Below are 23846 nucleotides of genomic sequence, written 5' to 3' on the forward strand. Positions count from 1 at the left end.
TCGAATAATAAATAAGAATTTTCTTTGTGAAAATTCTTATTTATTATTCATGTTATCAATCAATTCGTCACTCTTCTTCATTCATTAACCTCTGTCATTTATCTGCTTGCAATAACCTGTTGCCGTTCCTTCATCTTTTTTTAATATCATGTTGTGATGCAAATCAAAACAAGATGGTTTTATTAGCATCTCTCTGGCTGCGATCCTTCTTACGGTACAAATATTCGCTTTGCGTGAAAAAAGCAGTGTCTTTCCCTGAGCTGAACGGATAATCCGTAATAATATAATAGTGGAAAATTCTTAAGAAATTTCTCACTGCGGATAAATGATCTGTGTATTTGATTTTGCATCGATCATTATTCTAATATTGCGCATCAAGAACGATACCGTGAAGTTGGCGTAGCAAAAACAAAGAGGGATGATGAGATGGCTGACAGTTTTCAGAATGAGGTGCCTAAGGCACGTATTAACCTGAAGCTTGACCTGCATACAGGCGGGGCAAGCAAGAAAATGGAATTACCGCTGAAATTACTGGTTGCGGGTGATTTCAGTAATGGACAAGAGTCTGCTCAAATATCTGAGCGTGAGAAAGTTAACATCACGAAAAATAATTTCGACAGTGTTCTTTCTGAATACTCCCCAAAACTTAATCTAACCGTTAAAAATACGCTCTCTGATGATGGTGGTGAGGAAAATGTTCAGCTGACTTTCCAGAGCATGAAAGATTTCACGCCAGAGCAGGTGGCTGCTCAGATACCGCAGCTGAAGGCGATGTTGGCGATGCGCAACTTGCTTCGCGATCTGAAGGCCAATTTGCTGGATAACCAGACTTTCCGAAAAGAGCTGGAAAAAATCCTCCTGGACCAGTCCCTTAGTGCTGAACTGCGAAACGAACTATCCGCACTGGCATCAAGAAAATCGTAACCATCACGCTGTTTTAACGGATTAAACAAGGAATGCTCATGTCTGTACAAAATAATATTGCCGGTAGTGAAAGCGTGGTGCTGGAACGTCCTGCTGCGGGTGGGGTTTACGCCTCCCTGTTTGAGAAAATCAATCTCAATCCTGTCTCCGAGTTGAGCGCGTTAGACCTCTGGCAAGATGCGCAGGCGATGTCAGATGCAACCGCTGATGAGCGTCTGACTGCAGGTATGCAGGTTTTTCTGGAATGTCTGACCAAAGCAGGCGCGAAGGTCGAAAAACTGGATAAAAGCCTTATCGATCATCACATCGCTGAGCTCGATTACCAGATCAGCCGCCAGCTGGACGCGGTTATGCACCATGACGAGTTTCAGGCGGTCGAAAGCCTGTGGCGTGGGGTGAAATCACTGATTGATAAAACAGATTTTCGCCAGAACGTGAAAATTGAGCTTCTGAGTATGTCCAAAGAAGACCTGCGGCAGGACTTTGAAGATACTCCGGAAATCATCCAGAGTGGTCTGTATAAACACACCTACATTGATGAATATGATACTCCAGGCGGCGAGCCGATTGCGGCACTGATTTCCGCTTACGAGTTTGATGCTTCAGCGCAGGATGTCGCTCTGCTTCGCAACATCTCCAAAGTATCCGCTGCTGCACATATGCCGTTTATCGGCTCAGCAGGCCCGAAATTCTTCCTTAAAGAGTCCATGGAAGACGTCGCGGCGATTAAAGATATTGGTAATTATTTTGACCGCGCAGAGTACATCAAGTGGAAATCGTTCCGCGATACTGATGACGCTCGCTACATCGGCCTGGTCATGCCGCGCGTATTGGGACGTTTGCCGTATGGCCCGGACACCGTTCCGGTTCGCAGCTTCAACTATGTCGAAGAAGTCAAAGGTCCCGATCACGACAAATACCTGTGGACCAATGCATCGTTTGCCTTCGCGTCCAACATGGTGCGCAGCTTTATCAATAATGGCTGGTGTGTACAAATCCGTGGCCCGCAGGCTGGTGGTGCGGTTCAGGACCTGCCTATCCATCTGTACGATCTCGGTACAGGTAATCAGGTAAAAATCCCGAGTGAAGTGATGATTCCTGAAACCCGTGAATTCGAATTCGCGAATCTGGGATTCATTCCTTTGTCCTACTACAAAAACCGCGACTACGCGTGCTTCTTCTCAGCCAACTCCACTCAGAAACCGGCGCTGTATGACACCGCTGATGCGACGGCTAACAGCCGCATCAACGCCCGTCTTCCGTACATCTTCCTGCTGTCGCGTATCGCCCATTACCTGAAGCTGATTCAGCGCGAGAACATCGGTACCACCAAAGACCGCCGACTGCTGGAGCTGGAGCTGAACACGTGGGTCCGCAGTCTGGTGACCGAAATGACCGATCCGGGCGACGAGTTGCAGGCTTCTCACCCGCTGCGCGACGCGAAGGTGGTAGTGGAAGACATCGAAGACAACCCGGGCTTCTTCCGCGTGAAGCTGTACGCCGTGCCGCACTTCCAGGTGGAGGGCATGGACGTCAATCTGTCGCTGGTTTCCCAGATGCCGAAAGCGAAATCGTAAGGCGAGAGGAAATCAGGGATGAAAATTTACCGCCCGCTTTGGGAGGATGGGGCCGCTCTGGCCCCGCAACAGTTCCAGCAGCAGGTTCGCTGGAATGAGCACGTTGCCGACATGGTCGCCCGGATGGGTATTTCTCATCCCTGGGGCGTGGTTGCGGCAGAATTTGATGATGCTGCACTGGCGCTCTCTCGCCTGAATGCCATCCGTCTGGTGGTACGCTTTCAGGACGGTACTCTTGTGGATACCGACCTGGCAGATACGCTTCCTCCGGTCTGTGACTTGTCTGTTGCAGCCGGCAGTGAATCTGTTGAGGTGGTTGTCGCACTACCGCTGCTGAGTGCCAGTGGTGGCAACCTGGATAACGGCCAGGACAGTGAGCGTCCGCGTCGCTGGAAAGCGGAGCGTGTGGTAGTGCAGGAACTGGCCGGGTATGAAAGCGGGGAGTTGGCCATTCTGCGTAATGCGCTAACCTTGCGTCTATCCAGTCAGGAAAACACGGCATACCTGACCTGTCCGGTGGTCCGTTTGGTGCGTAATACGCAGGGGCAGTGGAGCCGGGATCCGGCTTTCATTCCGCCAATGCTTTCCATTTCTGCAAGCCCGCCGCTGACCATCGAACTGGGTGACCTGCTGGTTCGTCTGCAGGCCCGCCGCCGTCGCCTGATGACCATGCGTCGTGAAAGCAATGAGCGGATGGCCGACTTTGCGGTCGCGGATGTGTCTCTGTTCTGGCTGCTGAATGCCCTGAACAGCGCCGAGCCGGTGCTGACGGAACTGCTGGAGACACCGGCTCGTCACCCGGAATTGCTGTACCGCGAACTGACTCGTCTCGCTGGCAGCCTGCTGACCTTCTCACTGGAGCACGACGCCGGGGACATTCCTGCTTATCAGCACGATGCACCGGAACGGGTATTCCCGCCGCTGCTGGCACTGCTCGATAAACTACTGGAAGCGAGCCTGCCGTCGAGGGTGGTGAGTATTCACCTGGAGCATCAGGACCAGATCTGGAGAGGTGCCCTGCACGATGCGCGTCTGCGCGAAGGTGCTGACTTCTACCTATCCGTACGCTCCTCTATGCCGAACCATGAGCTTCAGACGAAATTCCCGCAGCTGTGTAAGGCGGGCAGCTTTGAAGATGTTTCGGATGTGGTGAATGTGGCTCTGAGCGGGATGGTTATCAAGCCGCTGACCCATGTGCCGGCCGCTATCCCGTTACGCCTTGAGAACCAGTATTTCTCGCTGGATCTGAGTAGTGGGGCAGCGCGGGCGATGCTGGAAGCGGGAAGCTGCACCTTCTATACCCCGCGCTCACTGGGGGATGTGAAACTTGAACTCTTTGCGGTGCTGCGCACATGAATACATCAGAAATAAGTCAAATTGAGCGTATTTTCTACCCCAGCTGGCTGATGGCCAGCCAGCTGCGGGGCGGACAGGAGGTTCGTGACGGGGAAGGTCTCTATCGTCGGGCCTGCCGTCTGGTGCAGGAGGCAAAAGCGGCGCTCACGGAGGCAGGTTACAGCGACATCAGCCGTGACCATATGGTGTATACCCTGTGTGCACTGCTCGATGAGAGCGTGATGAATCGGGGAACCACCGATGATGGCTACCTGACCTGGCGCCGGGACCCGCTGCAGGCACACTTCTTTGGCACCCTCAATGCCGGTGAGGAACTGTGGGAAAGGATCCGAAGCCTGCTGAAAGAAACTGCGCCTGATACCGCTGTCCTGACCTGTATGTATCGGACTTTGCAACTGGGGTTCGTCGGTCAGTATCGCGCTCAGGATGATGAGCGTCGGGAAGATATTGCTCGCGCTCTCGCAGAACGGGTGCCCACCTTCACGCTGGCACAAGACGCCCCCATCGTTTCCCGCGCATCGAGCCTGCGCAGCGGCCGTCGCTGGTACTGGCTGAGCTGGGTTGTGGCTGTCGCCGCCCTGGTTGCGCTCTGGTTCTTCCTTTCGTCTTCGCTTACCGAGCTGGTAAGCCAGATCGTCAGGCCGGAGTAAGCGATGCGGGATACGTACCGAAGTCTGTTAACTGCCCTGGGTACCGTACTGGCGCTGTGGCTCATTCTGGGATTCTGGCCCCTGTCCTCAGGTAGTCGTGTGGCAATCAGCCTGCTGGTTGTTCTGGTGTCCGGGGTGATGTTATGGCGACAGCGTCAGGCTACTCAGGCACGGGCGGCCGCTGTACGGGATATTGTGGATGAAAACCTACCGTCGGAAGATTTTCAGGGGGCGGTGATCCTCGCATGTGGCGACAACACTCCGTTGTTTGCGTCCGGCTTCCATCACCGGGAAACCCGGCAAGGTTGGTATCTGCGGGTGAAGGATGCGGAACAGCTTCCCCTCTTTGCGCAGCACCTGAGTTTGATGCGTCCAGCCCTGGCGTCGCAAATCTCCGTCATGCTGGCGGCGGTACCTGAACAGCACACTTCCGGCGATGATTTTACCCAGTTCCTGCGGGGCTGGCAGCGGGCTGTCGTGCAGTGCCGTGCGGCATTTGGCACGATCCCACCGCTGTGGACCGTGACCTGGGTATCGTCTCCTGTGGCCTGCGCGGAAGCTGAACCCGTCTGGTTTAGCACAGTCAGCCCGCGAAGCGGCATTCAGGTGTATCAGCCCGGTCAGGGCAATGTGTCACTGACAGAGTGGATCCGGGAGAGTGGATCTGACGGGCGTCTTTCGCGTCTGAGTCAGGGGCTGTGGCTGGACAGCCTACTTGCGTGGCAGAACAGCGCAGTCAATGACCTGCTGTCGGTGCGCCAGGGCGAACTGCCGGTGATGAAGCCTTGTGTACAGGGCATGTGCATAGTGCCGGTGAGCGGTATCGAGGGCAATCTCTGGCAGCAGCACATCACTACCGTGACGGCGCTGCCACCAGATACCGTTGTGACCACCGAACCACTACCGTTGCCTGAACTGCTGCTGCCGGCGCTGCCGCGCCGACGGGGCGTCAGCCGCAGAATGGTGTTCTGGCGTTACGCCGGGTTTCTGGGCGGGATTTTTCTGGCACTTGCCATGCTGGCATCTTGGATGAACAACCAGCGTCTCATCCGTAATGTGGGCGATCACCTTGAGTTGTATCACCAACTGACGGGAAAGCCTGTGGCACCGAAACTGCGCGCACAGCAGCGCCTCAGAGCCGATGGCGCATTGCTGAACGACTGGGCGCGTCGCGGGGAGCCACTGCGTTATCGCCTGGGTTTGTATCAGGGGCTGCGCCTGGTGCCGCCTGTTGAGGCCGCCGTCAGCGACTGGGCCCCACCGCCGCCGCCGCCACCGGTCATCAAGAAAATCATTCTGGGTCCGAAAACCCTTCGTCTTGACAGCATGTCACTGTTCGATTCCGGCAAGTCGGCGCTGAAAGCCGGTTCGACCAAAATGCTTGTGAATTCTCTGGTCGGCGTGAAGGCGAAGCCCGGCTGGCTGATTGTCGTGTCAGGGCATACCGATAACACCGGCAATCCGCAACTAAACCAGACGTTGTCTCTGAAACGTGCCGAAGCGGTGCGCAGCTGGATGCGTGACACCGGCGACGTGCCGGAAAGCTGTTTTGCGGTGCAGGGCTATGGCGAAAGCCGCCCTGTCGCAACCAACGACACCCCGGAAGGGCGTGCGCTTAACCGCCGTGTCGAAATCAGTCTGGTACCGCAGGCAAGTGCCTGTCTGATACCCGGCAAACACATGGCGCCATCGCAGGATGATGGCGTCTCAGAAAATAAAACGGAGTAATTAACATGGCAATTCCTGTTTATCTTTGGCTGAAGGACGACGGCGGCGCGGACATCAAAGGGTCTGTTGACGTTCAGGATCGTGAAGGCAGCATCGAAGTGGTTGCACAGGAGCATAACCTGTACATCCCGACCGACAACAATACCGGCAAGCTGACCGGCACCCGCATCCACACGCCGTTCCTGTTCACGAAGGAAATCGATTCCTCCAGCCCGTACCTGTACAAGGCGGTGACCACGGGTCAGACCCTAAAATCCGCTGAGTTCAAGTGGTACAAAATCAACGACGCGGGCCAGGAAGTGGAGTACTTCAACACCAAACTGGAAAACGTGAAGGTAGTGAAAGTGAATCCTGAAATGTATGACATCAAGGATCCTTCTAAAGAGAAGCACAACCACCTTGAACGCGTTGAACTGCGTTACGAAAAAATCACCTGGACCTACAAAGACGGCAACATCATTCATTCCGACTCCTGGAACGAACGCGCCACGGCGTAATCCTGATGCGGGCAGGTTTTCCTGTCCGCATTTTTTTTCTGAATGCCTGAGATGCGGGCACTCAGCAAAGAAAAAACAATCTGCCTGCCTGACCTTATGCGCTTTGGTGAACAGCGAGGGGCGGTAGCGTGCCCAGGAACCGACAAAGAGAGAATCTCATGGAAAATCCAGCCATCCTGTTACGTCGTCTGAACCCTTACTGTGCCCGTGCGATGGAAGGCGCGGCGTCGCTCTGCCAGACCCGCGCCCATGCGGAAATTTTGCCGGAGCACTGGCTGCTGAAGCTGCTGGAGCAGGGGGAAGGCGACCTGACGGTGCTGGCGCGTCGCTACGAGTGGGATATGGATGGCATCTGGCAGGATTTGCTTGGCTGGCTCGACAGACAACCTCGCTCCGTGCGCCATCGCCCCCAGCTGTCTGATGCCATTCAGACGCTGATGCAGGAAGCCTGGATGATTGCCTCCCTTAACAGCGAAGAGCACATTCGCAGCGTCCATCTGCTGATGGCCCTGGTGGAAAAACCAAAACTGGCACGTTGTGACGGCCTTTGGCCGTTGTTAACGCTTGCTCAAAGCCAGCTGGAGCGCCTGCGGCCTTTGCTGGATGCACAATCGGATGAACGTCTGGAAATGCAGCGTGAAGCAGAACTGGCGCAGAGCCACGGTGGTGAGGTGGCATTTGTCGGGCGTCCGGCTGGTGTGGAAATGAAAGAGGGGGAACTGAGCCCTGCGCTGCAGAACGCACTGGATAAATTCACCCTCGATGTCACTGCCAAAGCGAAGGAAGGGAAGATCGATCCTGTGTTTGGCCGCGACACAGAAATCCGCCAGATGGTGGACATCCTTTCTCGTCGCCGCAAAAACAACCCGATTATGGTCGGCGAGCCGGGCGTGGGGAAAACCGCACTGGTTGAAGGCCTGGCGCTGCGTATTGCCGAGGGTAATGTGCCTGAATCCCTGAAAACGGTCACTCTCCGTACCCTTGACCTGGGCCTGCTGCAGGCCGGTGCAGGCGTGAAAGGCGAGTTCGAACAGCGGCTGAAAAACGTTATCGATGCGGTGCAGCAATCACCGCTCCCGGTCCTGCTATTTATTGATGAAGCGCATACTATCATCGGCGCGGGCAATCAGGCGGGTGGTGCAGATGCGGCCAACCTGCTGAAACCGGCGCTGGCGCGTGGCGAGCTGCGTACTATTGCGGCCACCACATGGTCCGAATATAAACAATACTTCGAGCGCGACGCCGCTCTGGAGCGCCGTTTCCAGATGGTAAAAGTGGATGAGCCGGACGATGACACCGCCTGCCTGATGCTCCGTGGTCTGAAATCCCGCTATGCCGAGCACCATAATGTGCATATTACCGACGATGCGGTTCGTGCGGCAGTTACTCTTTCGCGTCGTTATCTGACCGGACGTCAGCTTCCTGATAAAGCGGTCGATCTGCTGGACACCGCTGCCGCTCGCGTGCGTATGAGTCTCGACACGGTACCGGAACAGCTAACCCGACTTCGCGCGAGTATCGCTGCGCTCGACATGGAGAAGCAGGCGTTACTGGAAGATATCGCCATTGGCAATCAGTGTCATGCCGAGCGTTTGAGCGAGATTGAGCAGGAAGAGGTGCGCCAGATAGTGACACTCGACGAACTGGAAACCCAGTACGGTCAGGAGATGAAACTCACCGAGCAGCTACGCGAAAGCCGTCAGGATATATCACGCCAGCGTGAGGCTCACAGGCTGCAACAGGAGCTTAACGAGATGCAGCGCAGCAACCCGCTGATCTCCCTGGATGTGGATGTCCGCACCGTTGCCAACGTTATTGCCGACTGGACAGGCGTGCCGTTGTCATCACTGATGAAGGACGAGCAGACCGAACTACTGTCTCTGGAAAATGAAATCGGTAAACGTGTGGTTGGGCAGGATGTGGCGCTTGAGGCTATCGCCCGACGCCTGCGTGCGGCAAAAACAGGCCTTACGTCCGAAAACGGTCCGTTGGGCGTATTCCTGTTGGTAGGACCGAGCGGAGTGGGGAAAACCGAAACAGCGCTTGCGCTGGCCGAGGTCATGTACGGCGGCGAGAAGTCACTCATTACGATTAACCTTTCTGAATACCAGGAACCGCACACGGTTTCCCAGCTGAAAGGCTCGCCGCCGGGCTACGTGGGTTACGGCCAGGGCGGTATCCTCACCGAAGCTGTGCGCAAGCGTCCGTACAGCGTGGTGCTGCTGGATGAAGTGGAAAAAGCGCACCGTGACGTGATGAACCTCTTCTATCAGGTCTTCGACCGCGGATTTATGCGCGACGGCGAAGGGCGCGAAATCGACTTCCGCAACACCGTCATCCTGATGACCTCTAACCTCGGAAGCGACCACCTAATGCAGTTGCTGGATGAAAAACCGGAAGCCACGGAAGCTGACCTACACGAACTGCTGCGCCCAATCCTGCGCGATCATTTCCAGCCCGCGCTGCTCGCACGCTTCCAGACGGTCATTTACCGTCCGCTGGCTGAAGCAGCCATGCGTACCATTGTGGAAATGAAACTGTCACAGGTTAGCAAGCGCCTGCATCGACACTACGGCCTGACCACGCACATTGATGAGAGCCTGTATGACGCCCTGACTGCCGCCTGCCTGCTACCGGACACCGGCGCACGCAACGTCGACAGCCTGCTGAACCAGCAAATCCTGCCGGTGCTGAGCCAGCAGCTGCTCACGCACATGGCCGCGAAGCAGAAGCCACACAGCCTGACGCTGGGCTGGGATGACGAAGAAGGGATTGTGCTGGCGTTTGATTAATTGGTTTATCTAAAGGGTAGCAATTATGGACAGCGCAAAAGAGATTGCCAAAGATATGCTTGAGGCCATTCATATCGATGGGTCTGGGTTTATCGGTGCTGTGGCGAAAGGTGTTATTTCCTTACCCATCAGCCTTGCCTATCTTGGCTATGATTTTATAGATACGGAACACCGCAGAGAGAATCAGGATGATAAATTTCGGTTAGCAGCACTGGTTAAAAAAGTAACTTTTAACGATGAGGTTATTTATAAGGTTATTAAACCATTTATAGATGATTTTGTTTCTCATGTAGACATGCATAAAATTTCAAATTTTTCAAGAAATATATCTGGAAGTGTTATAGGTAAAATGATGTTCTCGCAGTTTACGGGGGTTAACCTCGGAAGGGCGATTATATCTCAAGGAGTTGGTGCCTTTTTTTCTGGTTCTGTTGCTGGTGGTGTATTGGGAGTTGGCGCTGAAGCATCAAGATCTATTTATACATCACGGTACTTGCGTGAAAGAAACTCCATAATGTATGAGAAATTAAACAGTATGGGTGATTTTGATCTTTTTTATTATATTGTTGAGGACATTGTTAGGCCTTATGAGACGGCTTGTGAAATTGCAAAGATAAATTCTGAAGAGTTTAATAATGTCTGCGAATACTTCTTTGGAGGTTTATGAATATAAAAGATTTTATACTTATGATTGTTTCACGGATCGTAGCCAGTATCGGGATGACGCTAGGAACTATTAGTATGATTTACTCTTTGTACTGTTTCTTTTTTTCAGCCAATCCTTACCGCTTTATTCTAGGTGGGGCAAGTATAGTAGCCTTTCTCATAGCTTATGGACTTTATAAATTCGCCTTGAAATACATTTATGATGAATGGGAACATTATAGATAGTATTCATTATATTTGTTGAGTTTGGTTCTATTTAATATCATTCTAACCCAGGACAGGAATTACAGAAATGGAAAATATATTTAAAATGACAGAGGGTATCCTTAATCGCTATAAACTGGATATTCCTTCCTGCCCTTATCCATTGGATGTGGAACGTTTTGATGGTTTAGAACAAATGAGTGCTCTCTATCATTACACTATTCGTTTTACCAGTTCACATCCGGATCTTACGGCTGAAATGATGTTAAGTAAAACCGCTACGCTGAGCATGGGGGTGGGGAAACTATTAGATTCTGTTGTCGGTAAAATTGTTCATGGTGTGGTGACAAATTTCCGACGCTTGGCCGGTTCACGCGATCAGGTTACGTATGAAATTATTCTGGAACCTTTTATATCCTTACTGGATAAGCAGTTTCGTACTCACCGTTTCTTCGTCAACAAATCAGTGCCGGAAGTGGTAGAGCAAATTCTTGGCGAGCATGGTTTGAAGGGGTGGGAATATGAATTCACGCTTAAACAAACCTACCCAAAACGGGAACAGATAAATCAGTACCAGGAAAGTGACCTCGCGTTTATCGAACGTCTGCTGGCTGAGGTGGGGATTTTTTACTTCTTCACCCTGCAACCGGATACCCAGACTGAAGTGGTGCACTTTGCGGATAAGCAGAGCGCCTGGACATTCGGTAAAAAACTGCCACTTAACAGCCCTTCGGGCACCAATGACAATGCCGTTGACTCGGTATGGGATATCCACGTCTGGAATAACGTGGTGGAACGTTCGGTCACCGCCAGCGACTATAACCATCGCGAAGCGCAGAATATTCTGACGTCCGTCCCGGCAGACATGACCCGGGGCGACGGTGACGGTATCACTTATGGTGATGTGTATCACTATCGTCCGCGTCACCTCGAGCGGGGTGACAAAATTACCCCTGCAACCGAAACCGGTAACTTCTGGGCTCGTCTGGAGCATGAACGTTTTTTGTCCGCCCAGACTACAGTGACCGGCAGCAGTACGGACCATACCCTGGGCCCGGCGCAGGTTCTTACCATTACCGAAACCGCTATCTCGCCGACACTACCCTGTGAAACGGAGAATGGTGTTGTTATTATCCGCACTGGCTACTACGGCAGCCGTAAGAATGCCTTGAAAGTGACATGGGTAGCGATGCCGTACTACGAGAACCGCTGCTGGCGTCCTGCGGCCAAAAAGCGCCCGGTGGTCAGCGGTACCCTAATGGCGCGCGTGACTAGTGCGAAAGATAACGACATCTACGCCTGGCAGGATGCATCCGGCATGTACCGGGTGAAGTTTGATGCCGACCGTGATGACAAAAAGCAAGGCATGGAAAGCATGCCAGTGCGCTTTGCCAAGCCTTATGGTGGGGACAAATACGGATTCCACTTCCCGCTGATCCAGGGTACTGAAGTCGCCATTGCCTTCCATGAAGGAGATCCGGATCGTCCCTATATTGCCCATGCTATGCACGACTCCCGCCACGTTGATCATGTGACTGAAGCTAACAGCACACGTAATGTTATCCGCACAGCTGGACTTAACAAACTGCGGATGGAAGACAAACGCGGCGAGGAACACATCAAACTTAGTACAGAGTATGGCGGCAAAACCCAACTCAATTTAGGCCACAATGTAGACGCTTCTCGCACACTTCGTGGCGAAGGTGCTGAGTTACGCACCGATAAATGGGTGGTCGTTCGTGGCGGAGCCGGTGTATTCATTAGTGCAGACAAACAACCATCCGCTAGTGACAAAATGCTTTCCATGAAAGCGGCTGTAGCACAGCTTGAAAATGCGTTAAGTATCGCGAGAAGCCTTTCAGATGCGGCAGAAAGTGCTCAGGCGTATCCGGCGGATATCCAGAGCCAGAAAATGCTGACGGATGCACTGACGGAACTGGCACAGCCGGGGATGGTATTGAATGCACCGCAAGGCGTTAGCATCAGCAGCCCGGAAGGTGTACGTGTTTCCTCGGGAAGTGCCAGCGTGGGGATCGTCGCGCAAAATAATGTAGATATCAGTGTGATGAAGCGCTTCACGGTGGCGGCAGGTGAAGCTATCAGTATGCTGGCCCGTCAGGCGGGTATGAAGCTGTTTGCGGCGAAGGGCAAAGTCGAAATCCAGGCGCAGGATGATGCGCTGGAGGCCATAGCCAAGAAAGACATTACGGTAACGAGCGCCGAAGGCAAAATTAAAATCACAGCAGCAACGGAACTGGTCGTTAACTGTGGTGGTGCCTATATCAAGTTAAGCAACGGGAATATTGAGTTAGGCTGTCCCGGTAATATCTTACTGAAATGTGCCAATGTTCAGAAAATGGGAGCAGCCTCGCTGAACACACCTGCTCCTGAATTTCCAAAAGGGTATGGTGGAATTTACTCTCTGACTGATGAAGAAGGGAAAATCATCGCTCACACTGAATATAAAGTGACGACAGCCGACGGGCAGGTATTCCATGGAATTTCAGATGATAATGGCAAAACACTGCCAATTTATACCTCAATGCCCGGCAAATTAAAAATTGAGATCCTTGGGACCGGTAATTCAGCTACAGGGAGTGAAGAAGCATGAGTGATTATCATGCATGGGAAGCCAGTGAGTGCGAACATTTTACTGATGTGAATGTCACAGAGAAAACAGTTATCTGTAAGCGTAAGCCTGTGCCAGGAATCACCCTTACTATTGGGATATTTTTTGATGGTACTGGGAATAATGCGTTTAATACCCAGAATCGCATTCTGGAGTCCTGTTCTCATCTTGATGTTGGAATGAAGCCAGAAGACGCGGAAACCTGTGCTAAAAAACTGGGAATAAAAATTGATAATGCTGGAAGTTATATTGGGTATTATTCTAACATCCACTGGCTTAATACACTTTACGCCACAAATGACGAGGTGGTTGAGGGACAAACAGCTTATCAACGAGCAGTCTATGTACAGGGGATCGGTACCGATAAAGGTAATAGCGATAGCTCGATAAGTATGGGGACAGGGGGGTGGTTTTATGGTGTAGTTGATAAATCTGATGAAGGTGTAGGTCTTATTGCTGAACAAATTTCGAAATTCCTGGCTCTTAACCAAGGGCTCAATTTTGCAATTGAGAAAATCCAGTTTGATGTTTTTGGATTTAGTCGCGGTGCGGCAGCGGCTCGCCACTTTGTTAACCGTGTAAGGAACAACGATAAAGCCATACAGCAGGCCATAACGAAAGGGCTCGGTGGACGAAATCAGCATGGGAAACCTGCAGGTGAAACCCGCTTTCTGGGGTTATTTGATACCGTGTGCGCGGTAGGTACAGTAAGTAATCTATTTGATGTTCATAGTGGTGTGAATCCCGGCGTTGAGCTGGATCTGCCTCCAGATATTGCACAGAAAGTCTTTCAGATCACGGCAATGCATGAGTGCCGCTACAACTTTAGCCTTAACAGCATTAAGGAATCGTGGCCGGAACTGGCTCTGCCGGGAGCACATTCCGATATCGGCGGTGGCTATAATCCGAAGGAAAAGGAATATCTTTTTCTGACACAGCCCCAAAATGAAACTGTCAGTGAAAGTATTCCTTCTGAAGTGACTGATATCTACCGGCGTTCAGCGGCTGAAATACCTGACTTAAAGAGTCTGCCAGCGTTAAGTGCGATCATTCCGAGTGGTGAAATAAAGACAGAAACTTGGTACGACTATCTTGTTAACGAGGATAAAAAACGTGGTGGCATCACACAAAAACGTGTTGGGGCGGCAGTCACTATTGAGAGGGTAGTGACTAATGACTGGAGCAAAGTTAGTTTACGGGTGATGCTGGATGCAGCTCAGGAAGCTGGAGGGCTATTTAATGAGATTCTCCCAAAAGATGAGAATTTCTCTTTACCGCCTGAGCTGGAAGCTTTATGTCAAAAAGCAATTGACCAAGGGAAGGCTATGAGAAATGGTGGTGTGCTGATGCCTTTTATCTCACCAGAATTACAATTAATTGGAAAATATATTCACTGCTCCGCTCACTGGAATCCTGTGGTTGTAAAAGATGTCTGGCTGGACGGGAATAAAGTAAAAACCATCTACGGGGCAGTGAAATCATCTGATTTGTTATTTTATATCAATCGTCCAAATCCGGGTTGGCTTCGAGCTGTCTGGAATATGCAGGGAGGTAAATCATGAAATCAATCGGCAGAATAATTTCGATCTTATTTCTCTTAGGCTCTGTTAATGCCTGTGCTAGTGAGAAATCTAACAGCCTCAAAACTCCCTGGGATAAGTGGTATTTCGCTTTTACTACACCAAAAGCTTTACCAGCACAGGTTACATTGTTAAAACTGTTGGATGTTGATGGTTATGCATCGACGTATTGGACAATCGATCAGCCACAAGGGATCAGTGTAGGTAAATGGAGTGAACGTAATTCTGCGGGGAACACCCAGTTTAATAAAGCCGACAGATTGCCACAGATAATGATATTTTGTTGGGACTCAATCATCGATAAAAAAACATATCAGTCAACTTTATTTTTTACGCATGATACATGGGCTAAAATGATTAGCCCTTACCCAGATGTTTTAGAGCCTGGGAAAAATGCATATCGGCAAACGATGTTAATAGGATTAGCACCGGAAGGAAAAGTACGGGTCTGGTTGAGACAATATGGTCATTCTGACATCCCATTAAATGATGCAAAAATAACGACTGTTTCAGGTAAAGACCTTGACATGTGCAAAGGTGAAACGAACTTTCCTAATGGATATGAATATAGCGAGGGTATAAAGAAATTTATAAATGGTAAACATTACCCTTATGGCTCATGGTGAACCAACATCTTTAAAAAATGGTAGTGCGCTAAATATCCGCGAATCATTCAAGCCTCGGTTGGGGGCGGGTTGTCTGAAATATGCAGTGAGGGAAATCATGGAAACTATCACCAGAATAACTTCGGTTTTAGTACTTGTGGGTTTTGCTAACGCCTGTGTCAGTGAACAACCTAGCAGTCTTAAAACCCCGTGGGACAAATGGTACTTTGCCTTTACTACACCGAAAGCTTTACCAGCACAGGTTACATTGTTAAAACTGTTGGATGTTGATGGTTATGCATCGACATATCGGACTATCGATCAGCCGCAAGGAATCAGTGTAGGTAAATGGAGTGAACGTAACTCTGCGGGGAACACCCAGTTTAATAAAGCCGACAGGTTGCCACAGATAATGATATTTTGTTGGGACTCAATCATCGATAAAAAAACATATCAGTCAACTTTATTTTTTACGCATGATACATGGGATAAAATGATTAGCCCTTACCCTGATGTTTTAGAACCTGGGAAAAATGCATATCGGCAAACGATGTTAATAGGGTTAGCACCGGAAGGAAAAGTACGGGTCTGGTTGAGACAATATGGCCATTCAGATATCCCATTAAATGATACAAAAATAACGACCGTTTCAGGTAAAGACCTTGATATGTGTAAAGGGGTAACCAAAAGCGATTTTAGTTATGGTTATGATGAAGATATCTTAGGGTTTATAAAAAACAAAAAATATCCTTATGGGTCATGGTGAAGATCATCTTTAAAAGACGGTAGTGCGCTAAATATCCGCGAATCTTTTAAACCTCAGTTGGGGGCGCGTTGCCTGAAATATGCAGTGAGGGAAATAATGAAATCAATAGCCAGACAAATTTCGTTTTTATTACTTGCGGGTTCTGTTAGTGCCTGTGCCAGTGAACAACCTAACAGTCTTAAAACGCCCTGGGACAAATGGTACTTTGCCTTTACTACCCCAAAAGCTTTACCAGCACAGGTTACATTGTTAAAACTGTTGGATGTTGATGGTTATGCATCGACATATCGGACTATCGATCAGCCACAAGGGATTAGTGTAGGTAAATGGAGTGAACGTAATTCTGCGGGGAACACCCAGTTTAATAAAGCCGACAGATTGCCACAGATAATGATATTTTGTTGGGACTCAATCATCGATAAAAAAACATATCAGTCAACTTTATTTTTCTCTCAAAATACATGGGATAAAATGATTACTCCTTATCCTGATGTATTAGAGCCTGGGAAGAATGCATATCGACAAACGATGTTAATAGGATTGGCGCCGGAAGGAAAAGTACGGGTCTGGTTGAGGCAATATGGCCATTCGGACATCTCATTGAATGATACAAAAATAACGACTGTTTCAGGCAAAAACCTTGATATGTGCAAAGGAGTGACAGGGCACCCTAATGGGTATGTTTACTATGGAGATACTCCTGATTTTATCAAAGATAAGACATACCCTTATGGTAATTGGTAATCGTTGTAAATAGTAATAGTTAATGATGTTCATCATTAACTATTAATGATCTATCATGCTTTTGTGAAGGGTGTTTTTATGAAACCATTTTACGTATTAATGTTGTTTTTTATCTCCGCTTTGTGTTTTTCTGAAACTATCACTATAGACCCAACATCAACTACTAAAGCAGACGATGCAAACTCAATGGCTAATGTTTATCGTTTGGGCATGGGTGTTCCTAAGGATATGAAAAAAGCATTTGAACTCTATCAGGTTGCTGCTGAACTCGGAAACACGGATGCTCAGGTCGATTTAGGCGATATGTATTATTCTGGCGAAGAAACCCCTCAGAGTTACGAAAAGGCCAATTACTGGTATGAGAAGGCTTCGAAAAACAACAGCGCTAAAGCTCAGATGTATTTAGGTTACGCATACCTTTATGGTGAGGGCGTCGCTGTGGATTATGATAAAGCCAAAAATTTTCTCGAGCTTGCAGTTAATCAAGGCGAGCCTTCAGCCATGTATCATTTAGGTACGATGTATTTTAATGGTAAAGGAATTGCTGTAAATAGAAGTAAGGCCATCCCACTATTCCAAAAAAGCTGCTCTGCAGGTGATTCTAATGCGTGCAATAAGTTAAAAAAATTAATTTTTAGAAATAATGTTTTACCTGCTTAAAGAAATGAATATCAGGAAATGAAAAAGGGAGATTCGTATGTCTAAAGGTTTTGTATTGATTGGTGATAAAACCACTCATGGCGGCCAGGTCATTTCTGCCTCATCAACAATGGTAGTAAATGGAAAAAATGTTGCCCTCGTGGGTGATAAGGTCAGTTGCCCAATAGTGGGGCATGGCATTAATGCCATTATTGAAGGATCGCCTGAATGGACCTCTGACGGTAAAGCCGTGGTTGTGGATGGTTGCCACTGTGAGTGCGGTTGTCAGGTGATCTCCAGTGCACCGGATTGTGTAATAGGATAAGTAATGAGCTGGGAGCGTCAGAAATCAACAATATCGACTAAGCCTGAAGAACCTTCATTCATCCTGTGGATGATGTTGGGGGCTTTCGCGCTGGTCGGTTGTGTACTGCTGTTTGTCCTGCATGCCAATAAACTGGCCGGGCCACTTCAAACATTTAATCTTTGGGCTGTCACCGCAGGCCCTGCAGTTCTCTGGTTTTTCTTTCTGTGTCTGCGTGGCTGGATCTATAACAATGCTTTTGACAGACACGAATTTGAAACCAATGAGGCAGAGTATGCGCAACAACAGTGGATGGAGTGGTCTGGACGCAATATCGCAGTATTGCATAGTGGCATCATGCTGCCTGCAAATCTGACACCTCAAAATTTTATTGCAGCCCCGCCAACGCTGCAGCAGAACACATCTCTAACTCAACGAATTTGTCTGCCAGTTCATGAGACCCATTTTTCTTTTCTGCTCGCAGGGTTAGGTCCAGTTCTTGCAAAGTTGCCTTCAGATTTAATACCAGCCGTCACGCTGCTGACAGATTCTCACGATGATCTTCAGGTATTGCAGGATGCATTTGCCCATGCCTGGCAGGCAGTCATTCTGGATCGTTCTGTTCCACAGTTGACCGTTCGTACGTCAAAGACCTTCCTCTCACTTGATGAGCGAATTAAATCACCAACGCTGGATATGGACTTAATCCTGATTCACCAGACGCAGGGGCGGGACGCGTACAGTGATGCCCTGGCCGTCCTATTGTTGACCTCTGATGATGTCGCCACAAAAAATAATCTTTCGCTGAATGCACGTCTTTTGCGTCCAATGGCTCTTGATATGGCGATTTCAGAAAAATCGCTGGATACATTTTTCTCGACACAAACTCAGGCTTGTGCCACTTCCAGTATTGTCGGCGACAGAGTGGAATGGGGTAAGGCATTTTCTGATTTACTCGCAGTGACACAGGATTATGGCGGTCACTGGAAACCAGAACAACTCCACTGGCTGGAAAAATATGCCGGGCTCAGCGGCCCCTTTTCTCCATGGATAATGGCAGCCGTCGCCAGCGATATCGTGAACATACAAAAAGCAGACTGTCTGATGCTTTCTACAGATGGTGAGCAGGAATTTATTAATACAGTGCAAACAGGGAACCGAAACGATGACCACGGGTGATTCAGCATGGCGCGGAGTCTGGGGAAGACTGGGCTTCTCCGCGCTTTTAGCAGGCGGAATTGCCTGGTGTATCTGGCACTTTGGCGATCAAATGGGGCTGCATACTCCGTTACTTAAAGGGTTGGTCATTGCCGGTGCCCTGATTTTATTGATGCTGTTGCGCCATGGCAAAACCATTACACTTGCCATCAAACAGGGCTGGCATCGCTTTCAGTCAAAACGCAAAAATGTTCTGCCCGTCGATGAGGGACGTGTTGAGCAGACTGCCCCCCGTAACGTTACCGTCGACACCATCCGTGACGCCATGCGTAACCTCTACGGCCGGCGCTGGGGACGTAAAACCCGCATCCTGCTAATAACCGGTACGGCCGCAGAAGTGGAGCAACTGACTCCGGGTCTGACGGCGCAGCTCTGGCAGGAGGACCGCGGCACGCTGTTGCTGTGGGGCGGTGACCTCAATACGCCAGCGGACAGTGCCTGGCTGACCGCGCTGCGCAAACTGCGCCGTCGCCCGGTAGATGGGCTGGTGTGGGTCACCTCGGCCTTTGACCAGCTCTCAGCACCAGGGCTGGAGCCGCCATTGCCGGTGCCGTCTGAAAGCGCCATGGATGCCCTGTCTCGCGCCATCAGCGCGCGTATGGAAACGATTGGCTGGAAACTTCCTCTCTACGTCTGGTCCCTGCACCCGCGCGCCGGTAAGCCGGAAGGGCGCATTTCGCAGGCGACCGGTTGTCTGTTGCCTGCCGGGTGTCATACCGAAGGGCTGGCAGAGCAGCTCTCCGCCCTGACACCGGATTTGATATCACAGGGTTTGCAGCAGACCTGCGGTGAAGTGAAACATAACTTCCTGCTGACGCTTGCCGACCAGCTGATTCGTGAACCGGAAAGCGTGACCGCACCGCTGTCGGTGATGCTCAATCCGTACCGCCCGCTGCCGCTGGCTGGTGTGGTTTTCAGTCAGTCCTCTGCCGGTGCCGAACGTGCCGTGACGCACCACTGGGGCATGGATAAGCGCTGGGATATTCTGCCTGAATCTGTCCGGATGCTTCCTGCTGGACTGCGTCCGCGCAAGCCGGGCGTTCCCTGGCGCAAAGTGTTTGCGTCGGTTGTCGCCCTGTCGATGGTGGGCTGTGCTGCGTGGATGAGCATCGCGTATGTCACCAACCGCAGCCAGATTGACGGTGCGAATGCCCAGGCCGCTCTCGCTGCCCGTCAAAACCAGCCGCTGGAACAGCGCCTGCACGCGCTGTCTGGACTTCAGAAAATGCTGGCCCGACTGCAGTACCGTTCAGAAAACGGCGTGCCGTGGTACGAGAAGGCCGGACTGAGCCAGAATAACGCCCTGCTGGCCGCACTCTGGCCACGTTATCAGAACAGCGCACTACCGTTGTTGCGGGATGCGGCTGCGGACCATCTGCAGACTCAGCTCAGTGCCTTCAATGCGCTGCCGCCGGGCAGCCCGCTGCGTGAGCAGATGGCAAAAACCACCTGGGAGCAGCTCAAGCTCTACCTGATGCTGGCGCGTCCGGAACATATGGACGCCGCCTGGTTCAGTTCGGCGCTTCTTCGTGACTGGCCAAAACGTGATGGTGTGAAAGACGGCGTCTGGCAGGGCGTAGCACCGTCGCTGCTGTCGTTCTATGGCGCGCAGCTCGCTGTGCACCCGGAATGGAAGCTGCGTGCGGATGAGAGCATGGTCAGCCAGGCGCGTTCCCTGCTGGTACGCCTGATGGGCGTGCGTAACAGTGAATCGACCCTGTACCAGAAGATGCTCTCCAAGGTGGCTCATCTGTATGTCGATATGCGCCTTGAAGATATGACTGGCGATACTGATGCATCCCGTCTGTTCAGCACCACGGAAATTGTACCTGGCATGTTCACACGCCAGGCCTGGGAGCAGGCCGTCCAGCCCGCCATTGACAAGGTGGTGAAAGCGCGCCGGGATGAGCTCGACTGGGTGCTCACTGACAGCAAGCAGGTGAATAAACAGAATGAGACCTCACCGGAAGCGCTGAAAAAACGCCTGACGGAGCGTTATTTCGCGGACTTTGGCGGGGCCTGGCTGGAGTTTCTGAACAGCCTGCGCTGGAACCAGGCGCCCACGCTGTCGGATTCTATTGACCAGTTGACCCTAATGGCCGACGTGCGTCAGTCACCGCTGGTGGCGCTGATGAATACCCTGAATGTACAGGGTCGTACCGGGCAGACAGGCGAAGCCATTTCGGATTCGCTGGTTAAATCAGCGAAAAACCTGCTCGGTGGTGACAACAAAGATGCCATTGACCAGAGCGTCGGTGTTCACGGCCCGCTGGATGCGACCTTTGGTCCTGTGCTGGCGCTGATGGACAAGAACCGCACGGGGGCACAGGAGCTAAGTTTGCAGTCGTTCCTGACCCGTATCACACAGGTGCGTCTGCGTTTGCAGCAGGTAACGAATGCTGCGGACCCACAGGCTATGACCCAGACCATCGCCCAGACAGTATTCCAGGGCAAAGCGGTAGACCTGACTGAAACTCGTGACTACGGCAGCCTGATTGCCGCCGGTCTGGGTCAGGAGTGGAGCGGATTTGGGCGGACAGTTTTTGTGAGTCCGATGGAGCAGGCCTGGCAGCAGGTGCTTACCCCAGCGGCCAATAGCCTCAACGCCCAGTGGCAGCAGGCGGTGGTTGCTGAGTGGAACAGTGCCTTCGGCGGACGCTATCCGTTTAACAATTCTAGCAGTGATGTATCCCTGCCGCTGCTGGCTAAATACCTCAATGCAGATTCCGGGCGTATTGCCCAGTTCCTGCAGAACCGCCTCAAAGGCGTGCTGCACAAAGAAGGCAATCACTGGGTGCCAGACAGCATCAACTCGCAGGGGCTGGCCTTTAACCCTGCATTCATGAATGCCATTAACACCCTGAGTTATATCTCCGATATCGCCTTCACTGAAGGCAATGCAGGGATGAACTTCGAACTTCGTCCGGGGACTGCCGATGGGGTGATGCAGACCAACATGATCATCGACAGCCAGAAGCTGACTTATGTTAACCAGCTCCCGGCATGGAAGCGCTTCACCTGGCCTGCTGATACTGAAGCTCCGGGGGCGAACCTGAGTTGGATAAGCACGCAGGCGGGCACCCGCCAGTACGCTGATATCCCAGGTGCATGGGGCTGGATCCGCCTGCTCGATAAAGCCGTCGTCAGTGCTTACCCGGGCGTCGGCAGCAGCTACAGCTTGAGCTGGAAAGCACAGGATGGTCGCACCCTCAATTATACCCTTCGTACCGAAGCTGGAGAGGGGCCGCTGGCACTGCTGAAGCTGCGCAATTTCCGTCTACCGGAAACCATCTTCAGTACCTCCGGTGCAACACTATCAGACCAGGTTATCAGTGCAGGAAATGCTACAGAGGACGTATATTGATGAGCACGCTCTATGCCTTACTTAATGCCTGCCAGGCTGATCAGGGGCCACTGCTTGCCGCCACCCGTGAGCGTGTGGCGCAGTGGGACAGCTGGCTGCAGCCGCTGTCTGGGGCGTCACCCGCTGGCGAAGACCCAGGTTATGACGACGATTTCCAGCAGATTCGCGAGGAAATTAATAAGCTCTCTGGCGCCAACATCGAGCTTATTTGCCTGCATGCAGAAAAGATTTTAACCACCGTTGCGAAAGATATCCGTGTCGCAACCTGGTACTGCTGGGCGAAGCTGCACCGCGAAGGTGAGCAGGGGCTGGGTGAAGGACTTGAACTGCTGGCCGGTCTGCTGGAGCGCTTTGGTACACAACTGCACCCGCAACGTGATCGCAGCCGTAAGGCGGCGCTGGAATGGCTGGCAGGATCGCGCATGACTGACTCTCTTTCCCTGTACCCGGAAGTTGTTAGGGAAGAAGCGATGCGTACCACCGGAGCGCTGCTGCTGATAGCCGGGCTTACTGAAAACGAACCAGATGTAATCCGTCCGGAACTCAATGCGCTGTACGGTGCCCTGGAAAGTCGTTTGCAGAAAGCCGGGGGGATGGATGCGGTGGTACCGCAGAACGCCAGAACCAGCGAAACCCCTTCATCTGTCAGCCATAGCGATGCCCCGGCCATCGGGCGAATCACTTCAGGCCAGGATTTGCTGTCCCAAGCCCGCATACTCACCGAATACTTGCGCGAGCAGCCTGACGGCTGGTTGTCAGCGCATCATCTGATGAAAAGCCTGCGCCATGACACCCTCCGGGCCATCCCGGCTCCGGATGCGCAGGGGCGTACACGCATCGAGCCGCCAAGAGCGGATCAGCGCGCGTTACTCAAACGCCTCTACTTGCAACAGAACTGGGCTGAAATGCTGGAAACGGCCGACAGCACCTTTTCCCGCGGTGCCAATCACCTGTGGCTTGATTTGCAGTGGTATATCCACCAGGCGCTGACGAAATCAGGGCAGGACACCCTGGCTGACATTATTGCTGCCGATCTGAAAGGGCTGTTGTCGCGCCTGTCCGGGCTGGAGACGCTGGCTTTCAGTGACGGCACGCCGTTTGCGGACGAAGTGACTCTGAACTGGATCCAGCAGAGTGTGCTGGACACCGTCGGCGGGTGGGGCAATGAGACCCCAGCCGCTCCGAGCACCGCCGGTAACGATGACATTCTGGCGCTGGAGCCGGAAGCCGTGGCGCTGGCCGACAGTGAAGGCCCGGATGTCGCGCTGGGCTGGTTACAGACCCGGCCGGGTATGACCACCGATCGTCAGAAGTGGCTGTTGCGTCTGCTGATGGGGCGCATTGCTGAACAGTACGGCAAAAATGACCTGGCGGTGCACCTGTTTGCAGAGCTGGGTGATCGTGCCAGAGAAGTGACCCTCAGCAACTGGGAACCTGAGCTGTTGTTCGAGGTACAGGCCCGCCATCTGAAACTCCTGCGCCTGAAAGCCGGTCGCAGTGAGGCTGATAAGGCCCGCCTTACGCCGGTAATGGACCAGTTACTTGCCGGACTGATCGCCGTCGATCCTGCTCGTGCCGCCGTGCTTTGCGGTTAAATCCACAG

Annotated in this window: 18 protein-coding genes; all 18 read left to right on the plus strand. The window is 51.8% G+C overall.

Annotated elements, in window-relative coordinates; translation table 11 throughout:
• Positions 1-426 precede the first annotated feature (426 nt).
• The 18 genes from tssB to tssA all read left to right on the plus strand — a co-directional run bounded on the left by tssB (position 427) and on the right by tssA (position 23838).
• Positions 427-924 (plus strand): type VI secretion system contractile sheath small subunit, encoded by a 498-nt coding sequence (tssB, locus tag USF70_RS10875; protein ID WP_033146135.1) that lies wholly within the window; start codon positions 427-429, stop codon positions 922-924.
• Positions 925-956: 32 nt separating this feature from the next.
• Complete coding sequence (tssC, locus tag USF70_RS10880) at positions 957-2501, plus strand: type VI secretion system contractile sheath large subunit (RefSeq protein ID WP_033146134.1); 1545 nt, start codon at positions 957-959, stop codon at positions 2499-2501.
• Between the two features lie 18 nt (positions 2502-2519).
• A complete protein-coding gene (gene tssK / locus USF70_RS10885) occupies positions 2520-3857 on the plus strand; it encodes a type VI secretion system baseplate subunit TssK (RefSeq protein ID WP_232937487.1) in 1338 nt (445 codons plus the stop codon).
• Complete coding sequence (tssL, locus tag USF70_RS10890; RefSeq protein WP_232937489.1) at positions 3854-4507, plus strand: type VI secretion system protein TssL, short form; 654 nt, start codon at positions 3854-3856, stop codon at positions 4505-4507. Before tssK ends, tssL begins: the two co-directional genes overlap by 4 nt.
• 3 nt (positions 4508-4510) lie before the next feature.
• Positions 4511-6235 (plus strand): OmpA family protein, encoded by a 1725-nt coding sequence (locus USF70_RS10895; protein ID WP_320735628.1) that lies wholly within the window; start codon positions 4511-4513, stop codon positions 6233-6235.
• Positions 6236-6240: 5 nt separating this feature from the next.
• The gene (gene hcp, locus USF70_RS10900) at positions 6241-6732 is read left to right on the plus strand and encodes a type VI secretion system effector Hcp (RefSeq protein ID WP_023325816.1); all 492 of its coding nucleotides are present in this window, start codon (positions 6241-6243) and stop codon (positions 6730-6732) included.
• A gap of 158 nt (positions 6733-6890) precedes the next feature.
• On the plus strand, positions 6891-9524 hold the full coding sequence (tssH, locus tag USF70_RS10905; RefSeq protein WP_320735629.1) for a type VI secretion system ATPase TssH: 2634 nt from the start codon (positions 6891-6893) through the stop codon (positions 9522-9524).
• Between the two features lie 25 nt (positions 9525-9549).
• Positions 9550-10191, plus strand: coding sequence for a hypothetical protein (locus tag USF70_RS10910; RefSeq protein WP_033146130.1), 642 nt, complete (start codon positions 9550-9552; stop codon positions 10189-10191).
• A gap of 291 nt (positions 10192-10482) precedes the next feature.
• Positions 10483-13005 (plus strand): DUF2345 domain-containing protein, encoded by a 2523-nt coding sequence (locus USF70_RS10915; protein WP_214538590.1) that lies wholly within the window; start codon positions 10483-10485, stop codon positions 13003-13005.
• On the plus strand, positions 13002-14585 hold the full coding sequence (locus tag USF70_RS10920; protein ID WP_033146128.1) for a T6SS phospholipase effector Tle1-like catalytic domain-containing protein: 1584 nt from the start codon (positions 13002-13004) through the stop codon (positions 14583-14585). Before USF70_RS10915 ends, USF70_RS10920 begins: the two co-directional genes overlap by 4 nt.
• Entirely contained in the window at positions 14582-15229 is a 648-nt protein-coding gene (locus tag USF70_RS10925) for a DUF2931 family protein (protein WP_033146127.1), read from the plus strand. The genes USF70_RS10920 and USF70_RS10925 overlap by 4 nt, the downstream gene beginning before the upstream one ends.
• A complete protein-coding gene (locus USF70_RS10930; RefSeq protein ID WP_223998005.1) occupies positions 15198-15974 on the plus strand; it encodes a DUF2931 family protein in 777 nt (258 codons plus the stop codon). The genes USF70_RS10925 and USF70_RS10930 overlap by 32 nt, the downstream gene beginning before the upstream one ends.
• Positions 15975-16070: 96 nt before the next feature.
• Positions 16071-16718 (plus strand): DUF2931 family protein, encoded by a 648-nt coding sequence (locus tag USF70_RS10935; protein WP_071993588.1) that lies wholly within the window; start codon positions 16071-16073, stop codon positions 16716-16718.
• Between the two features lie 78 nt (positions 16719-16796).
• Entirely contained in the window at positions 16797-17378 is a 582-nt protein-coding gene (locus USF70_RS10940) for a tetratricopeptide repeat protein (RefSeq protein ID WP_167818384.1), read from the plus strand.
• 37 nt (positions 17379-17415) lie between these two features.
• Positions 17416-17682, plus strand: a complete 267-nt coding sequence (locus USF70_RS10945) for a PAAR domain-containing protein (protein ID WP_071993586.1) — start codon at positions 17416-17418, stop codon at positions 17680-17682.
• A gap of 3 nt (positions 17683-17685) precedes the next feature.
• Positions 17686-18840: a hypothetical protein gene (locus tag USF70_RS10950; protein ID WP_033146126.1), complete on the plus strand. Its 1155-nt coding sequence runs from the start codon at positions 17686-17688 to the stop codon at positions 18838-18840.
• Entirely contained in the window at positions 18827-22243 is a 3417-nt protein-coding gene (locus USF70_RS10955) for an ImcF-related family protein (RefSeq protein WP_033146125.1), read from the plus strand. The genes USF70_RS10950 and USF70_RS10955 overlap by 14 nt, the downstream gene beginning before the upstream one ends.
• Positions 22243-23838, plus strand: a complete 1596-nt coding sequence (tssA, locus tag USF70_RS10960) for a type VI secretion system protein TssA (RefSeq protein WP_033146124.1) — start codon at positions 22243-22245, stop codon at positions 23836-23838. The genes USF70_RS10955 and tssA overlap by 1 nt, the downstream gene beginning before the upstream one ends.
• The last annotated feature ends 8 nt before the right edge of the window (positions 23839-23846 follow it).

Origin of the sequence: Enterobacter sp. 237C8, assembly GCF_034106865.1 — a bacterium.
Classification (GTDB): Bacteria; Pseudomonadota; Gammaproteobacteria; order Enterobacterales; family Enterobacteriaceae; genus Enterobacter; species Enterobacter asburiae_B.

Excerpts from the sequence above, each read along its gene's own strand:
- tssB (WP_033146135.1), top strand. The coding sequence starts at position 427 with ATGGCTGACAGTTTTCAGAATGAGGTGCCTAAGGCACGTATTAACCTG.
- tssC (WP_033146134.1), top strand. The coding sequence starts at position 957 with ATGCTCATGTCTGTACAAAATAATATTGCCGGTAGTGAAAGCGTGGTG.
- tssK (WP_232937487.1), top strand. The coding sequence starts at position 2,520 with ATGAAAATTTACCGCCCGCTTTGGGAGGATGGGGCCGCTCTGGCCCCG.
- tssL (WP_232937489.1), top strand. The coding sequence starts at position 3,854 with ATGAATACATCAGAAATAAGTCAAATTGAGCGTATTTTCTACCCCAGC.
- USF70_RS10895 (WP_320735628.1), top strand. The coding sequence starts at position 4,511 with ATGCGGGATACGTACCGAAGTCTGTTAACTGCCCTGGGTACCGTACTG.
- hcp (WP_023325816.1), top strand. The coding sequence starts at position 6,241 with ATGGCAATTCCTGTTTATCTTTGGCTGAAGGACGACGGCGGCGCGGAC.
- tssH (WP_320735629.1), top strand. The coding sequence starts at position 6,891 with ATGGAAAATCCAGCCATCCTGTTACGTCGTCTGAACCCTTACTGTGCC.
- USF70_RS10910 (WP_033146130.1), top strand. The coding sequence starts at position 9,550 with ATGGACAGCGCAAAAGAGATTGCCAAAGATATGCTTGAGGCCATTCAT.
- USF70_RS10915 (WP_214538590.1), top strand. The coding sequence starts at position 10,483 with ATGGAAAATATATTTAAAATGACAGAGGGTATCCTTAATCGCTATAAA.
- USF70_RS10920 (WP_033146128.1), top strand. The coding sequence starts at position 13,002 with ATGAGTGATTATCATGCATGGGAAGCCAGTGAGTGCGAACATTTTACT.
- USF70_RS10925 (WP_033146127.1), top strand. The coding sequence starts at position 14,582 with ATGAAATCAATCGGCAGAATAATTTCGATCTTATTTCTCTTAGGCTCT.
- USF70_RS10930 (WP_223998005.1), top strand. The coding sequence starts at position 15,198 with ATGGTAAACATTACCCTTATGGCTCATGGTGAACCAACATCTTTAAAA.
- USF70_RS10935 (WP_071993588.1), top strand. The coding sequence starts at position 16,071 with ATGAAATCAATAGCCAGACAAATTTCGTTTTTATTACTTGCGGGTTCT.
- USF70_RS10940 (WP_167818384.1), top strand. The coding sequence starts at position 16,797 with ATGAAACCATTTTACGTATTAATGTTGTTTTTTATCTCCGCTTTGTGT.
- USF70_RS10945 (WP_071993586.1), top strand. The coding sequence starts at position 17,416 with ATGTCTAAAGGTTTTGTATTGATTGGTGATAAAACCACTCATGGCGGC.
- USF70_RS10950 (WP_033146126.1), top strand. The coding sequence starts at position 17,686 with ATGAGCTGGGAGCGTCAGAAATCAACAATATCGACTAAGCCTGAAGAA.
- USF70_RS10955 (WP_033146125.1), top strand. The coding sequence starts at position 18,827 with ATGACCACGGGTGATTCAGCATGGCGCGGAGTCTGGGGAAGACTGGGC.
- tssA (WP_033146124.1), top strand. The coding sequence starts at position 22,243 with ATGAGCACGCTCTATGCCTTACTTAATGCCTGCCAGGCTGATCAGGGG.